Below are 16,303 nucleotides of genomic sequence, written 5' to 3'. Positions count from 1 at the left end.
CTCACTCTTCGGCGCGGCCGTGCACCAGCCGCGCCGCCTCTTCGTCGGACAGCTCGGTGAGCTCCGCGACCAGCAGGTTCTCCACGGCCTCGGCCAGCGCGGCCACCTCGGGCCCGTCGAACATGGTCCGGATCGGCACCTCCACCCCGGTGATGGCGCGCAGCCGGGCGATGACCCTGGCAGCCAGCAGCGAGTGGCCGCCGATGGCGAAGAAGTCGTCCAGCGCGCCCACCTCGGTCAGCCCGAGCACCTCGCCGTACACCTCGGCCACCAGCTGCTCCGCGTCCGTGCGCGGCGCGACCCGTTCACCCTGCCCGCCCATTTCCGGGTACGGCAACGCCCGCCGGTCCACCTTCCCGTGCCGGGTCAGCGGCAGCTCCGCCAGCTCCACCCAGACCGAAGGGACCATGTACGCCGGAAGCCCCCCGCGCAGGAACTCCGCGAGCTCGTCACCCCCGGCGTCGCCCACCACGTAACCCACGAGCCGGTCGTCGAGCGCGGTCACCGCCGCCTGCCGTACCCGGTGGTGGGCGAGCAGGCGGGACTCGACCTCGCCGGGTTCCACCCGGTAGCCGCGGATCTTGAGCTGGTCGTCGGTCCGGCCCAGGAACTCCAGCTGCCCGTCCCGCCGCCAGCGGGCCCGGTCCCCGGTGCGGTAGAGCCGGGCACCCCGCGTCCCCCACGGGTCGGACACGAACCGTTCGGCGGTCAGTTCCGGGCGGCGCAGGTAGCCGCGGGCCAGCCCGGCACCGCCGATGCACAGCTCCCCGGGCGCGCCCGGCGGCACCGGGCATCCGGCCTGGTCGAGCACCCGCACGAGGGTCCCGGCGACGGGCCTGCCGATCGGCAGCCGAGCCTCGGGATCGCCCGGGGTCAGGTCGGTCGCGGTGGCGATGACGGTGGCCTCGGTGGGGCCGTAGGTGTTGACCACCCGGACGCGGTCGCCGAACCGGGCGTGCCAGCGGGCCAGGGCGGCCGGCCGGGCCTCCTCGCCGCCGAGGATGACCAGCCGCAGGCCCGGCGGCCAGGCGATGTCGTCGAGCTGGCCCACCAGGTGGTGCCAGTACGCGGTGGGCAGGTCCAGGACGGTGATCTCCGGCCGGACGGCCAGCACGTCGGGCAGGGTGACCGCGCCGTCCGGGAGCAGTTCCAGGGTGGCCCCGGCGGCCAGCGCGGGGAAGATCTCCTCGGCGTGGGTGTCGAAGCTGAGCGCCGCGAACTGCACGATCCGGTCGCTCGGCCGCAGGCCGTACGCCGAGGTCATCCAGGCGATCCGGGCGGCCAGCGCGTCCTGGCCGACGACCACGCCTTTGGGGGTGCCGGTGGAACCGGAGGTGTAGATGACGTACGCGGCGTCCTCACCCGTGAAGCCTGCCGCCTCCGACCGCATGAACCCAGCGCGCTCCGGGGGCAGGGTCTCGTCGATCGGCAGGTACGCGGCCCCCGAGGCCCAGGCGCTGAGCAACGCCGCGACGCCCTCCGGCGACCGCTCCAGGGACACCTCCCGGATCCCCGCCGGACCACTGGGATCCACCATCGCGGCCAGCTCACGATAGGTGACCTGCCGATCCCCACAACTAACAGCCACCGAATCCGGAAATTTCAGGACGCTGGAAGCCCAGAGGTCCATGAAACGCGGGGGAGTCGCGTCGAGCGCGGGCCCTTCGGAGACCTTCGCCAGGAAGGCCGAGTCCTGCTCCGTCAGCATCGGCAACGCCGACAGGCGCCGGTCAGGATCGGCCGCCACCGCGCGCAGCAGCAGCGCGAACCGGTCCGCCATCGCCGCCACGGTCGCCGCGTCGAACAGCGCGGTGTCGTACTCCAGCTGCACCAGCAGCTCCGCACCGTCGTCGTGCCAGGCCTCCAGCATCACGTCGAACTTGGCCTGGCTGTGCCCCCCGGGGAAACCCGCCACCGCCAGCCCGTCGAACGGCTTCGGCTCGTGCCCGGAGTCCTCGGTGTGCAGGATGGCCATCGTCTGGAACACCGGGGTGCGCGTCAGGTCCCGTTCCAGCTGGAGGGTCTTGACCAGGTCCTCGAACGGGATGCCCTGGTGGGCGAAGGCGTCCAGCACGGTGGTCCGGGTGGCCCGGAGCAGGTCGCTGAAGAGCGGGTCGCCGCCGAGGTCGCCGCGGAGCACGAGGATGTCGGTGAGGTAACCGATCACCGACTCCAGGGCCAGGGTGTCCCGGCCCGCGTTGGAGGTGCCGACCAGGATGTCGTCCTGGCCGCTGTGCCGGGCCAGCAGCACCTGGTAGGCGGCGAGCAGGGTCATGAAGAGCGTGGCCCCGTTCCGCCGGCCGGCCGCGGCCAGCGCCTCGGCGGTCGCCGGGTCCAGCGTGAAGGTGACGGTAGCGCCCCGGCCCGCGCTGCCCGCCGTACGGGGGCGGTCGGTGGGCAGGTCGAGCGGGGTCGGCTCGGCCAGCCGTTCCCGCCAGTACGCCAGCAGCCCGTCGGTGTCGCGGGCCCGCTGCCAGGCGGCCACGTCGCCGAACTGCAACGGCACCGGGGGCAGGGCGCGGCCGGAATAGAGGTCGGCCAGCTCGTCCAGGAGCACGTTGAGCGACCAGCCGTCGCCGAGGATGTGGTGCATCACCAGGCAGAGCACGTGCTCGCCGTCCGCCTGCCGGATCAGCGTGACCCGCAGCGGCGGCCGGTCGGCGAGCTGGAACGGGGTGTTCACCCGTTCCGCCACGGCCGCCTCGGGATCGGCGTGCTCCAGGTACTCGACCGGCACCGGGCCCGGCAGGTCGATGACCACCACCGGCCCGCCGTCCACCTCGGGGAAGCGGGTGCGCAGGCTCTCGTGCCGCGCGGCCACCCCGGCGAACGCCGCCCGCAGCCGGTCGGCGTCCAGCGGGCCGCGCAGCCGCCGGACCACCCACATGTTGAAGGCGGCGTCGGTCTCCGGATAGAGCCGGTTGAGGAACCAGAGCCGCTCCTGCCCCGCCGACAGCGGCGGAACCGTCCCGGCCTCCCGTGGCCGCGGCCCCGCCAACCCCGGTACGGCGGGCCCGTCCAGCAACTCGGCCAGCGCGGCGGCGGTCGGCCGGGTGAACACCTCCCGCACCGGCACCCGTACGGGCAGCCGCGCGGCGACCATGGTCGCCAGCAGCGAGTGCCCGCCCAGCGCGAAGAAGTCGTCGAACACCCCGATCTCTCCGGCCGTCCTGCCGAGCACGTCGGCGAACACCCCGGCCACCAGCCGTTCGGTGGCGGTCCGCGGGGCCACCCGGGCGGCGGCGGGGGCGGCGCTCGCCGCCGTGGGCAGCGCCTTGCGGTCGATCTTGCCGTTGGGGGTCATCGGCAGCGCGTCCAGCGCCACGACCTGCCGGGGCACCATGTATCCGGGCAGGAACCGTGCCACGTGCGCCCGCACGTCCTCGGGGGAGCCCTCCGCCAGGACGACGAAGGCGACCAGGGTGTCGTCCCGGACGGCCGCCACCGCCTGCCGTACGCCGGGGAACTGCTCCAGCACCGCCTCGATCTCGCCGAGTTCGATGCGGTGGCCGCGGAGTTTGATCTGGTTGTCGGTGCGGCCGAGGAACTCGATGGTGCCGTCGGGGCGCCAGCGGGCCAGGTCGCCGGTGCGGTACCGGCGGTTGCCGTCCGCGTCGGGGACGAAACGCTCGGCGGTGAGTTCCGGGCGGCCGAGGTAGCCGTTCGTGACGCCCAGCCCGCCGATGACCAGCTCGCCCGGGACGCCGATGGGGGCGAGGTTCCCCGCTCTGTCCAGGATGTGAATGACCGTGTTGGCCACCGGATGGCCGATGGTGATCTCGGCGGGGTCGGCCGGGACGTCCCAGGCCGTCGAGTAGATCGTCGTCTCGGTGGGTCCGTAGCCGTTGACCAGGCGGTTGGTGCGGGCCCGCAGTTCCCTGGCCAGCTTGGGCGACAGCGGCTCCCCGGCGGTGACCGCGCACACCTCGGGCAGGTCGCCGGTCAGCAGGATGCGCCAGCCCGACGGCGTGGCCTGCACATGGGTGGCCCCGGTGGCCCGGATCAGCTCGGCCGCCGCCACCCCGTCCCTGGCGTGGTCGGCGGAGGCGACCACCACCCGCCCGCCGGTGATCAGCGGCAGGAACAGCTCCACCGCCGAGATGTCGAAGGCCGTGGAGGTGAGCGCCAGCCAGGCGTGCTCAGGCCCCGCCTCGAACAGCTCCTTCATCGCCAGCAGCAGGTTGGTCAGGGCCCCGTGCGGGACCACGACGCCCTTCGGCCGCCCGGTGGACCCCGAGGTGTAGAGCACGTACGCGACGTCCCCCGGCTCCGGCAGCGCGTCGAGGGTGCCCACGCCTGACGGGTCCTCCAGGTCGGCGTCGGTCAGCGTCAGGGCGGCCCCGGAGTCGGCGAGCACGTAGTCCACCCGGGCCTGCGGATACTCCGGGTCCACCGGCAGGTAGGCCGCGCCGGACAGGGTCACCCCGAGGAAGGCGGCCAGCATGCCCGGCCCGCGCGAGACCTGCACGGCGACCAGCGAACCCCGGCCGACCCCCTTGTCGCGCAGCCTGGCGGCCAGTGCCTGGGCCCGGCCGAGCAGGTCCGCGTACGTCCAGTCGTCCACCGCGAGCGCGTCCGGGGTGGTGGCGGCCTGGGCCAGGAACAGATCGGCCAGGGTCACCGGCGGGACCTCGGCGGGCCGTTCCCGCGACAGCAGCCAGGAACGTTCCTCCTCTGGCAGCAGGTCGAGATCGCCCACCCGGGTCTCCGGGTCGGCCACGACGGATTCGACCAGCACGGCGAAACGCGCGGCCAGCCGGTCGGCGGTCGCCTGGTCGAACAGGTCCGCGCTGTAGATGAGCGAGCCGAGCAACGCGCCCCCGGCGGCCGGCCACAGGTCCAGGGACAGATCGGTCCTGGCGGCCAGCCAGCCCGGCGCGAACGGGGTCGCCTCGGTGCCCGGCACCGGCCCGGCGGAGGCGTTCTCACCGATCTGGGTGTGCAGGGCGAACATGGTCTGGAAGAGCGGCGTCCTGCTCAGGTCCCGCTCGATGTCCAGCGCCCCGAGGAGCAACTCCAGCGGCAGGTCCGCCTGACCGATGGCCTCGATCACCGTGCGCCGGGTGCGCCGCAGCGCCTCCAGGAAACTTGGATTCCCGCCCAGGTCGGTGCGGAGCAGGAGGGTTCCGGCCAGGTGGCCGATCAGCGGCTCCAACTCGGTGCGGTCCCGGCGTGCCACCGGCGAGCCCACGCAGAAGTCGTCCTGCCCGCTGTGCCGGGCCAGCAGCACCTGGTACGCGGTGAGCCAGACCATGAACGGCGTGCACCGCTGCCGCCTGGCCAGCTCGGCGACCGCCGCGGCCAGGCCGGGGTCGAGCGTGAAGGTGACCTCGCCGCCCCGCCCGGTGCGCTGCGGCGGCCGGGGACGGTCCAGGGGGAGTTCCAGCACCGGGGTTCCGGCCAGCGCCGCCGCCCACGGGCCGACGTCGGGGGCACCTTTGGCGCGTTCCGCCCGGGCGTGGTCGCCGTACTGGAGGGGGAGGGGCGGCAGTTGTTCGCCCGCGTAGCAGGCGGCCAGTTCGGTGACGAGGAGGGCGGCCGACATGCCGTCGGCGATGATGTGGTGCACGGTGATCGCCAGGATGTGGTCCTCCGGCGAAAGCCGGACCAGTGTCACCCGCAGCGGCGGCGTGGCCAGGTCGAAGGGTGTGTTGGCGGCCGTGGACACGATCTGCCGGGCGGCTTCCAGGTCGGCGGCCTCCACCACGGCGATCGGGACGGGCGCGGGCGGGCGGACCACCGCGACCGGCGTCCCGTCCACCTCCGTGAAGCAGGTCCGGAGCGACTCCTGCCGGGTGGCCACCGCGGTGAACGCCGCCGCCAGCCGGTCCAGGTCCAGCGGGCCGCGCAGCCGGTCGGCATGGCAGGTGTTGTAGGAGTGGTCCAGCGGGTCGAGCCGATGCAGGAACCAGAGCCGTTCCTGGCCGTACGAGAGCGGCTGTGACACGGGAGAACCGCCAAACTGGAAAGTTTGTTACTGGAAAGTTTGCTTACAGATCTCCGAACGGCGTCAGTGAACCATGTCCGGCCGGGACCCGACAACCCCTCATTTTCAGTGGTTGTGCGAGGTTTGTGGAACGTGTCACACTAGCGATCACTTGCAAACTGTAAAGTATCTTTACAGATAAGCCTGTCGGAGGATGTCGTGAGCACACTGTCGGCAGACAAGCGCGCGCTGCTGGCCCAGCGGCTGCGCCGCCGCGAGGAGACCCGCGTCATCCCGCCGCGTGACCCCGCCGACGGCCTCGTGCTCTCCCCGGCCCAGGAGCGCCTCTGGTTCCTGGAGCAGTACCGCCCCGGCACCACCACCTACACCGTGCCCCTCACCGTCCGGATCGAGGGCGACCTCGACCCGGACGCGGTCGAGGCGGCGTTACGCGAGATCACCCACCGGCACGAGGCCCTCCGCGCCCGCTTCGCCGACCTGGACGGCGTGCCCGTGGTCACCGTGGCCGAGGAAGCGCACCCGGAGTTCCTGCTCGCCGAGGCCGCCTCGCCGGAGGAGGCCAGAGCCCTGATCGAGGCCGAGCTCGGGCGCACCTTCGACCTCGCGGCGGGCCCGCTGCTGCGCGCCCTGCTGGTACGGCTGGCCCCCGCCGACCACGTGCTGCTCCTGGCCGCCCACCACCTGGTCACCGACGGCTGGTCGTTCGACGTCATCCTCTCCGAGCTGCTCACCCTCCTCCGGGGCGAGACCCCGCCCCCGGCCGCCGTGCAGTACGGCGACTACGCGGCCTGGCAGCGCGGCCGGGACCTGAACAGGGAGATCGCCTACTGGCGGGACCGGCTGGCCGGGGTGCCGGCCCTCGACCTGCCGACCGACCGGCCGCGGCCGCCTGAGATGGGCCATGTGGGGGCGGTGCTGGAGTTCCCCGTGCCCGTGTCCCTGGCGGGGCTGGCCGGGAGTGGGGCGACGCCGTACATGATCCTGCTGGCCGCCTTCCAGGTGCTGCTCGGGAAGTACTCCGGGCAGCGGGACTTCGCGGTGGCCTCCCCGGTGGCCGGGCGCGGGGTGCCGGAGCTGGACCGGGTGGTCGGCATGTTCGTGAACACGCTGGCGATGCGGGCGGATCTGTCCGGGGACCCGACCTTCGCCGAGCTCCTGGCCAGGACCCGTTCGCTGGCGCTGGACGCCTACGCCCACCAGGAGCTGCCGTTCGACCGGCTGGTGGGGGAGCTCAACGTCGAGCGCGACGTCAGCCGGTCGCCGATCGCGCAGGTCACCCTGGCGTTGCAGAACTTCCGCACCGGGCTGGACGGGCGGGGGCTGCGGCTCGGCGCGTTCCCGGTGGAACCGGGGATCAGCCGGTTCGACCTGTCGCTCTACCTGTACGAGACGGTGGAGGGGTTCCACGGGCAGCTGGCCTACAACACCGACCTGTTCGACCGTTCGACGATCGAGCGGATCGCCCGGCACTTCACCAACCTCCTCAAGGCGGTCGCCTCGGATCCCGGGCGGCGGCTGTCGGAGCTCTCCCTGCTCGACGAGGATGAGCACGCCGAGGTGCTGGCCTTCGCCGTCTCGGGTGCAGCCACGCCTTCGGCCGCGCTGCTGCACGAGGTGGTGGCAGGGCCGCCGTCGCGGGTGGCCGTGACCTGCGGGGACACCTCGCTCACCTATGGCGATTTGTCAGATAGGTCGGATGCGCTGGCGGGGCGGCTGGCCGAACTGGGGGTCGGGCCCGATGTGCGGGTCGGGATATGTCTGGAACAGTCGGTGGACATCGCGGTGGCCATCCTCGCCGTGCTCAAGGCGGGCGGCGCCTATGTCCCGCTCGATCCCGCCCAACCGGCCGCCCGTCTGGCGTACCTGATCGAGGACGCGGGGATCCAGGTGGCCATCACCACCGAGTCCCTCCCGGTCACCCACACCGTCACCCCCGACGAACGCGGAAATTTCCCGATAAATCCGGCGCAACCGGGCGATCTGGCGTACGTGATCTACACCTCCGGGACCACCGGCAAGCCCAAGGGCGTGGCCGTGCAGCACCGGCAGATCCTCACCTACCTCGCCGGAGCCCGGGAACGCCTGGCCGTCGAGGAGGGCGGCAGCTACGCCCTCCTCCAGTCCCTCTCCTTCGACTTCGGCATCACGATCTTCTACCTCTCCCTGATGACCGGCGGCACCCTGCACCTGCTCAACCCCCGCCTCCCCGCCGCCGAACTCGCCAGGACCCTGAGCACCGTCGACTACCTGAAGATCACCCCCTCCCATCTGGCGTCCCTGCTCCCCGAAGCCGACGTGCGCCCCCGCAAACTGCTGCTGCTCGGCGGCGAGGCCGCCCCCGCCGCCTGGGCGGCCGGCCTCACCCGCCCGGGCCTGCGGGTGCTCAACCACTACGGCCCCACCGAGGCCACGGTCGGCGTCACCACCCACGAGGTCGGCCCCGACCCCCTCCCCGTCCTGCCGATCGGCCGCCCGCTCCCGGGCGCCCGCGTGTACGTCCTGGACGAGCGCGGCGAACCCACCCCGATCGGCGTGGTCGGCGAGGTCCACCTCGGCGGCGACCGCCTGGCCCGCGGCTACCTCGGCCGCCCCGCGCTCACCGCCGAACGTTTCCTCCCCGACCCGTACGGCGAACCCGGCGCCCGCATGTACCGCACCGGCGACCTCGCCCGCCGCCTCGCCGGCGGCGAACTCCAGTTCCTCGGCCGCGCCGACCAGCAGCTCAAGGTACGCGGCTACCGGGTCGAGCCCGCCGAGATCGAAGCCGCCCTGACCAGCCACGAGGCCGTCCACCAGGCCGTGGTGGACCTGCGCCGCGACAAGCTGGTCGCCTACCTGGTCGGCACCGGCGAGCAACCCTCGCTCCGCGCCCACCTGGCCGAACTCCTGCCCGAGTACATGATCCCCGCCCGCTACGTCTGGCTGGACGAGCTCCCCCTGAAAGCGCACGGCAAGGTGGACAAGGCCGCCCTGCCCGACCCGTCCGGCGAGCGCGCCGCCGAAGACGCGTACGTGGCCCCGGCCACCCCCTTGGAGGAGGCCGTCGCCGAGGTCTGGGCGCGCGTCCTGGAACTCGACCGGGTCGGCGCCGAGGACGACTTCTTCGCCCTCGGCGGCCACTCACTGCTGGCCGCGCAGGTGGTGGCCAAGCTCCGCAAGGTCATGGACCGGCCGGTCACCATCATGGACATCTTCCGGCACCGTACGGTCCGGGCCCTGGCCAACCGGGGCGATGACGGGCCACGGCGCATGCTCCACCGGCTCACGCCCCCGCGCGCGGCCACGGCCACGCTGGTCTGCGTGCCGTACGGGGGCGGCAGCGCCGCGATCTACCAGCCGCTCGCCGACGCCATGCCGCCGGGCTGGGCGCTGCAGGCGGTCGCGGTGCCCGGTCAGGAGTGGGGCCTGGACGAGGAGACCCGTCCCATCCCCGAAGTGGCCGACGCCTGCGTCCAGGAGATCCTCACCGGCGTCACCGGCCCCGTCACCCTGTACGGCCACTGCGGCCTGGGCGTCATGCTGGTCATGGAGATCGCCCGCCGCCTGGAGGCCGCCGGACGGGCCGTGGACGCCGTACACGTGGGCGGCATCTTCCCGTTCGCCCGCCCGTCCTCGATGCTCACGCCCCTGCGCGACCTCGGCCAGCGGCTGCGCAGCGACCGGGTCTGGGCCAACGCGCTCATCGCCGCCGGACTCGACGTCGAAGAGCTCGACGAGGACCAGCTGCGTGCCATCATCCGCAACCGCCGCGAAGGGACCCGGGAGGCGGAGGCGTACTTCACCCGCCTGTACGCCCAGGAGACCCCGCGGCTGGCCGCGCCCATCATCTCGGTGGTCGGCGAACGCGACCCGGCCACCGAGTTCTACCAGGAGCGCTACCGCGAATGGCTGCACCTCACCGGCGAGGCCGCCCTGGTCGTGCTGGACGAGGCCGGGCACTTCTTCCTCAAACACCGGGCCGCCGAACTGGCCGAGATCGTCACCGGCACCCGGGCGGCCATCGCTGACGGCCGTACCGGGCCGATCGAACGCGCGCCGGAGCGGTCCTGGTGGCTGCACGGGACCGCCACCGAGGCGGAGGAGCGCCAACCGGCCGTCCGGCCCAGCCTGAAACGCTTCGGCGCGGTCGCCGCCGGGCAGCTGGTCTCCATCGTCGGCTCCGCGCTCACCGAGTTCGCCATCCCGCTCTGGATCTACGTCACCACCGGCTCGCTGGTCAGCTTCGCCCTCTTCTCGGTCATCGCCCTGGTCCCCGGCATGCTCGTGGCCCCGCTCGCCGGGGTGGTGGTGGACCGGTACGACCGGCGCAAGGTCATGCTCGCCGGTGACGTCGGCGCGGGTGGCACCCAGCTCGCCCTCGGCCTGCTGCTCTGGACCGGCAACCTGGAGCTCTGGCACATCTACCCGCTGCTGGTGCTGCTCTCGGTGGCCCTCACCTTCCAGCGCCTGGCCTACGGCGCCGCCATCCCGCAGCTGGTGCCGAAACGCTACCTCGGCCACGCCAACGGGATCGTGCAAATGGTCACCGGCACCGCCCAGCTGATCGTGCCGCTGGTCGCGGTGGGCCTGATGGCGGCCATCGGCCTGGAGGGCATCCTGGTGCTGGACGTGGCCAGCTACACCTTCGCCTTCCTGTCGGTGCTGCTCATCCGCTTCCCGGCCACCCTGGGCCTGCGGCGGCGCGAAACCCTGGTGGCCGAGATGGCCGAAGGCTTCCGCTACACCTGGGGCAACCGCAACTTCCGCGCCATGCTCTTCTTCTTCGCCGGCCTGAACATCTTCCTGTCCCCGCTCTTCCTGCTGATCAGCCCGCTGGTGCTGGCCTTCGCCACGCTCACCGACGTGGGCAGGGTCTCCTTCGCCGGCGGCGCGGGGGTGCTGCTCGGCGGCCTGGCGATGACCGTCTGGGGCGGCCCGCGCCGCCACCGGCTGCGCGGCGTGCTGCTGGCCACCCTGCTGCTGTCGGTCTTCTGCCTGGTCACCGGGCTGCGCCAGGACCTGCTCGTGATCGGGATCGGCGCGTTCGGCATGTCCCTGGCGCTCACCCTGGTCAACGGCATCTACGCCACCATCGTCCAGGTCAAGGTGCCGCAGCGCTTCCACGGCCGGGTGATCGCGCTGAACACGCTGATCGCCTGGTCCACCCTGCCGCTCGCCTTCGGCCTGGTCGCCCCGTACGGCAGCGCCCTGCTCGAACCGCTGCTGGCCGAGGGCGGCGCGCTGGCCGGGACGGTCGGCGCGGTGATCGGCACCGGGCCCGGCCGCGGCACCGCCCTGCTCTACCTGGTGTTCGCGGCGGCCATCGCGGTGATCGCGCTCACCGGACTGCGGGTGCGGCGGCTGGCCAGGTTCGACGCCGAGGTGCCGGACGCGCCGCCGGACGACCTCATCGGTCTTGAGGCAGTTCGGCGGCGGCAAGCGGCAGCCGAGCGAGCGGCAGCCGGATGACGAAGCGCACCCCCTGGCCGTCGCTCTCGGCGGCCACCGTGCCCCCGTGCGCCTCCACCACCTCCCGGACGATGGCGAGGCCCAGACCGGTGCCGCCGCGGTCCCGGCTGCGCGCGCTGTCCAGCCGGGTGAAGCGTTCGAAGATGCGCTCCCGGTCGGCCGCGGCGATGGGCTCCCCGTCGTTGGCCACCACGACCACGGCCTCCCCGCCGCGGCGGCGCACCTCCACCGAGACCGACCCGGCCGCGTGCCGGTCGGCGTTCACCAGCAGCTCGGTGAGGGCCCTGGCCAGCTGCGACTCCACCCCGTAGACCCGGACGTCCTGGTCGGCGGTGAGTTTGGGGAGCAGCCGGGCCGGACGGTTGGCCACATGGGTGGTGACCAGGTTGGTCAGGTCCACCTCCTCCGGCGCCTCGGCCCGGGAGGAGCCGATCCTGGCCAGGAAGAGCAGGTCGTTGACGATCAGTTCCAGCCGGGCGGTGTCCCGCAGCGCCGCCCGGATCGCGTCCGGCATGTCCTCGTGGTGCAGCAGGCCGCTCTCCAGCTGGGCGCGGATGCCGGCGATCGGCGTGCGCAGCTCGTGCGAGGCGTCGGCGGCGAACTGGCGCTGCCGTTCCATCGCGTCCTCCAGCCGGTCCAGCGCGCGGTTGGCGGTCATGGCCAGCCTGGCGAGCTCGTCGCTCCCGGCCGGCACGGGCACCCGCCGGTTGAGGTTCCGCTCGGTCAGCTCGGCCAGCTCCTGGCGGATGTCATCCACCGGGCGCAGCACCCGCCCGGCTATCTTCCAGGCCACCCAGCCGATGAACGCGGTCAGCAGCAGCACCTGGGCGGTGAGGGCGGCGGCCAGCACGCGACTGCGCACCATGAGCGGGGTCTCCCGGCCCGCGTACACGACGAGGGAGCCGGGGGTGACGTCGGCGCGGATCGCGGTGACGTAGATGCAGCCGTCACCGGGCAACGGGCAGGAGACGAGCATCTGGATCCGGTTCTGCGGGCTCGGCCAGACCGGGCTCAGCGCGGGCAGGTCGCGGGCCGCGTTGGTGGTGGCCACGATCCGCCCGCCGGGCGCCACGGCTTGGATCAAGTTGATCGGGCCGTTGGCCGGGATCGGGGTGGTGAGATGCCCGCTCTGGATCTTCGACACGACCCCGGAGGCGGCGGTGGTGGTTTCGTCCCACGCCAGCTGGGAGATGTAATAGCGGACAGCAAGATCGGCGGCGATGGCGATGGGAATGAGCACGAGAACGGCGATCACCATCGCGCCAAGGGTCAGCCGCCCGCGAATCGACCGGGTACGCCACCAGGGGAGGGACATCCCTTGAGGCTACTCACGGCGATCCCATGATCCCTTCGTGACATTCTCAAGGACCTCTCAAAGTTGGCAGGTCAGCGGGCCACTCCGGCAGCCGGAGTGGCCCTGATCGTTTCGACGGACGGGTCAGCGAAGGTAGGGGCCGGTCGCGCCGACCTTCCCGACGGTGGAGTTCAGCACGTACGCCCGGAGGTTGCCCTTGCCGGACAGCGAGACGCTGAGGGTGCCGTTGCTCACCGTCCTGACGTCGCCGGTGACGGCGTCGGTGTAGGTGCCGTTCGGGATGCCGGTGAAGGTGGCGGACCCGGAGACGGTCACCAGCACGAAGCTGTCCACGGCGCCCTCGGTGAACCGCCGCTTGAAGGCCATCTGGCCGGACACGCCCTCGGTGGAGTACTGGCCCTTCTGCAGCGCCGGGACGGCACGGCGGATCTGGTTGAGCCGCTGGAGGTGTTTGACCAGCGGTTGCTCAAGGGTGGTCGCCACCGGCCCCGACGCACTGCCGACCACCCCGAAGCCGGTCGCGGTGACGGTTCCGGCGATCTTGTCGCCGTAGTACGCGCGGCCGGTGGTGGCCAGCGGGCAGGTCGGGCCGCAGTCGATCGGCTTGCCCGCCTGGAACTCGATCTCCGAGCCGTAGTAGAGCGTCGGGATGCCGCGGAAGGTCCACATCAGCGACATGTTCTCGGCCCAGGCGTCGGTGCCGCCGGCGAACCGCACGGTGGACTTGTTCGGACCGTAGTCGTGCGAGTCCACGTAGACGACGTTGTAGGTGGCGTCGTTGTAGCTGTTGTCGGAGTCACGGCCGTTGTTGAACGCGTTCGACGCCTCCCCGAAGTTCATGTGCATCCGCATGTCGATGACGTTCATGCCGCTGAACTTCGTGTGGTCGGGAGCGTGGTAGGCGTTGCCCCGCAGGAAGGCGTTGTCGCTGGTGGGCTGGTTCGCGGTGCCCATCAGGTTCTCGTAGTTGAACTGCTCGATGGCCGCCGTCACGTCGTCGGGGCTGTAGTCGCGGCGCTCCTTCCAGGTGAAGAACTGGGCCGAGTGGTTGACCGAGCCGCGGTTCCACTTGTCGTGCACGAACGCGGCCACCTCGCCGAACACGTAGAAGTCCTTGGCCTTCTCCGGGCCGAACTTCTCGACGGCGTGCTGGCGCAGCGCGGGCAGGAACCGGCGGTTCCAGGTGACCCGGGGCACGTGCACGGCGGTGTCCACGCGGAAGCCGTCCACGCCCATGTCGATGTACTTGTTGTAGGCGTTGATCAGGTACTCCTGCACGGCCGCGCTTTCGGTGTTGAAGTCGGCCAGGTCGTCGTGGAGCCAGCAGCTGCGGGCGTCCTCGCCCTCCCAGTTGCCGATCCAGCACTGGTGGTAGTACTGCGCGGGGAACATGCCCGAGGTCGGGTTCGGCCACTGGCAGTTGTAGATGCGGAACCCTTCCGGGCTGGAGTACTGGGTGGGCTGGCCCCAGTTCCGGCAGGTGTTCCCGGCCGGTTCCTCGGTCGACCACAGGTCCCCGTTGTACGGCCTGCCCTTGGCGAGGGCGTTCTGGGCCGGAGTGAGGGCGGGGTCGTCGCCCTGGTGCTCGACCATCGGGTCGTAGGCGCGGCCGTTGACCTTGGGCGAGTAGAGCCAGCTCCACTGGCTGTCGCGGACGCCGTAGACGGGCGGGACGAACAGGCCCTTGGCGCCCCAGCGGGAGCTGTGGTTGTAGACGACGTCCTGGTAGATCTTGATGCCCTTGGCGTGGGCCTGGTTGATGAGGTCCTGGTAGGTGGCGCCGGGGGACTCCAGGCGGGTGTCGACGCGGTAGAAGTCCCAGCCGTGGTAGCCGTGGAAGTCGTAGTCGGAGCGGTTCAGCACGACCGGGGTGATCCAGATTGCGGAGAAGCCGAGGGCCTTGACGTAGTCGAGCTTGTCGATGAGGCCCTTGAAGTCGCCGCGGAACATCGGGTCGTCGTTGGCGGCGTTGCCGGATTTGACGTGCTGGCTGCCGCCCCGGTTGTTGCCGCTGTCGCCGTCGTTGAAGCGGGCGGTCATGACGAAGTAGATGCTGTCCTCGCGAGGATCGCCGCCCAGGGGCGTACCGGGCTGCGCGGTGGGCGACGGCGAGGGGCTGGGGGACGGGGACGGGGAGGGGCTCGGTGACGGGCTCGGTGACGGTGACGGGCTGGGTGACGGTGACGGGCTGGGGGACGGGGAGGCGGTTGGGCAGGGGTTCGGGGCCGACCCGGTCACCACGCCGTCCCGGACGGTGGTGCGGCCGGTGCCGAGGGTGTAGTTGGCGCCGTTGTTGTTGTCCCAGGTGCCGGAACCGTTGTTGAAGGTCACCTGGAAGGTGGTCGCGGTGCCGAGGTTGACCGTGCGCCGGACCCAGTCGGCACAGGCGGACTCGTTCATCGGCACGCCGGGCACCGCGGTCCAGGTCCCGCCGATGCCGTAGTGGATGTTGGTCGTGGTCCACCCGCGGGTCCGCGTGTAGTAGTAGACCTCGGCCGCGTTGGTCCCGGTGCAGGGATCACCGGAGCCGATCACCCGGTTGGCCACGGTCACGTTCCCCGTGCCGAGGGTGTAGTTGGCGCCGTTGTTGTTGTCCCAGGTGCCGGAACCGTTGTTGAAGGTCACCTGGAAGGTGGTCGCGGTGCCGAGGTCGACGGTTCGCTTGACCCACCCCGTGCAGGCGGGCTCCATCGGCAGGCCGGGCACCGTGGTCCAGGTTCCGCCGATGCCGTAGTGGATGTTGGTGGTGCTCCACGAGCTCTGGTAGAAGACGGTCGCGCTGTTGGCCGCGAAGGCGATGGCCGGAATGAGTGGGAGTAACAGGGCGATCACGGCGAGTATGGCAAGCCGGACATGTTTCATGACGGGTCCTCAGGTCAGGTGAGGGCCTGCCCCGGGCGAGGTCAGGAAGCCCGGGGCAGGAGATCGTGGTCAGCGCCAGGTGTCGGTGCGGGTGATCGAGGCGGGGCCGGACGGCGTGGTGAACGTGCGGTTGGCGCCGTTCTCCCAGGTGATCGAGCCGTCGGGGTTCTTCTTGAGGTACTTGTACTCGACCGCCGTGTTGCCCGGCAGGGAGACGGCCGCCGACCAGGTCGGGTACGCGGTCGCCGACATCGGGACGGCGTTGGCCGGGTTCCAGGAGCCGAGGGCGGCCAGGTTGCCGACCACGAAGACGTTCTGGCCCCAGGAGGTGGTGGCGGTGGCGTTGAACGTGGCGGAGACGGCGCCGGTGCTGTCACACGGGTTGCCGGCGGTCACCGTGCCGCCGCTCACCCGGCTGACCCCGGTGCCGATCGTGTAGTCCGCGCCGCCGTTGTTGTCCCAGGTGCCGGCGCCGTTGTTGAAGGCGGCCTTCAGGCTGGTCGCCGCTGCGAGGTTGATGGTCTTCTTCTTCCATCCGGTGCAGGCGGTCTCGTCCATGGCGACGCCCGGTACGGCGGTCCAGGACCCACCCGACGGCTGATAGTGGATGTTCGCCGTGGTCCACGAGGTGCCGTAGTAGATGGTAGCGGTGTTGCTGCCGGTGCCGGACTCCAGGTTCCGCTCGAATTCGTCGCGCATCAACGTCTCCTGACCACGTCGGCCGTCAGTTC

At 71.7% G+C, this 16,303-nt stretch carries 5 protein-coding genes; 1 reads left to right on the top strand and 4 read right to left on the bottom strand.

Annotated elements, in window-relative coordinates; translation table 11 throughout:
• Position 1: 1 nt before the first annotated feature.
• Positions 2–5,947: a non-ribosomal peptide synthetase gene (locus KIP79_RS02045; RefSeq protein WP_214102956.1), complete on the bottom strand. Its 5,946-nt coding sequence runs from the start codon at positions 5,945–5,947 to the stop codon at positions 2–4.
• A gap of 198 nt (positions 5,948–6,145) precedes the next feature.
• Here KIP79_RS02045 and KIP79_RS02040 point away from each other — a divergent pair, with 198 nt between their 5' ends.
• Positions 6,146–11,395, top strand: a complete 5,250-nt coding sequence (locus KIP79_RS02040) for a non-ribosomal peptide synthetase/MFS transporter (protein ID WP_308169522.1) — start codon at positions 6,146–6,148, stop codon at positions 11,393–11,395.
• Here KIP79_RS02040 and KIP79_RS02035 read toward each other — a convergent pair.
• The 3 genes from KIP79_RS02035 to KIP79_RS48880 all read right to left on the bottom strand — a co-directional run bounded on the left by KIP79_RS02035 (position 11,334) and on the right by KIP79_RS48880 (position 16,271).
• Positions 11,334–12,710, bottom strand: coding sequence for a sensor histidine kinase (locus tag KIP79_RS02035; protein WP_214102955.1), 1,377 nt, complete (start codon positions 12,708–12,710; stop codon positions 11,334–11,336). The two genes, KIP79_RS02040 and KIP79_RS02035, sit on opposite strands and share 62 nt — an antisense overlap.
• 123 nt (positions 12,711–12,833) lie before the next feature.
• Entirely contained in the window at positions 12,834–15,572 is a 2,739-nt protein-coding gene (locus tag KIP79_RS02030; RefSeq protein WP_214102954.1) for a carbohydrate binding domain-containing protein, read from the bottom strand.
• 69 nt (positions 15,573–15,641) lie between these two features.
• Positions 15,642–16,271, bottom strand: coding sequence for a carbohydrate binding domain-containing protein (locus KIP79_RS48880; RefSeq protein WP_261368000.1), 630 nt, complete (start codon positions 16,269–16,271; stop codon positions 15,642–15,644).
• Between the last annotated feature and the right edge of the window lie 32 nt (positions 16,272–16,303).

Origin of the sequence: Acrocarpospora catenulata (genome assembly GCF_018476525.1) — a bacterium.
GTDB lineage: Bacteria > Actinomycetota > Actinomycetes > Streptosporangiales > Streptosporangiaceae > Acrocarpospora > Acrocarpospora catenulata.
The sequence above is the reverse complement of the archived record's forward strand: the minus strand, read 5'-3'. Positions and strand labels throughout refer to the sequence as shown.

What these genes read in the sequence shown, in the direction of transcription:
- KIP79_RS48880 (WP_261368000.1), bottom strand. Translation starts at nt 16,271, where the DNA reads ATGCGCGACGAATTCGAGCGGAACCTGGAGTCCGGCACCGGCAGCAAC.
- KIP79_RS02030 (WP_214102954.1), bottom strand. Translation starts at nt 15,572, where the DNA reads ATGAAACATGTCCGGCTTGCCATACTCGCCGTGATCGCCCTGTTACTC.
- KIP79_RS02035 (WP_214102955.1), bottom strand. Translation starts at nt 12,710, where the DNA reads ATGTCCCTCCCCTGGTGGCGTACCCGGTCGATTCGCGGGCGGCTGACC.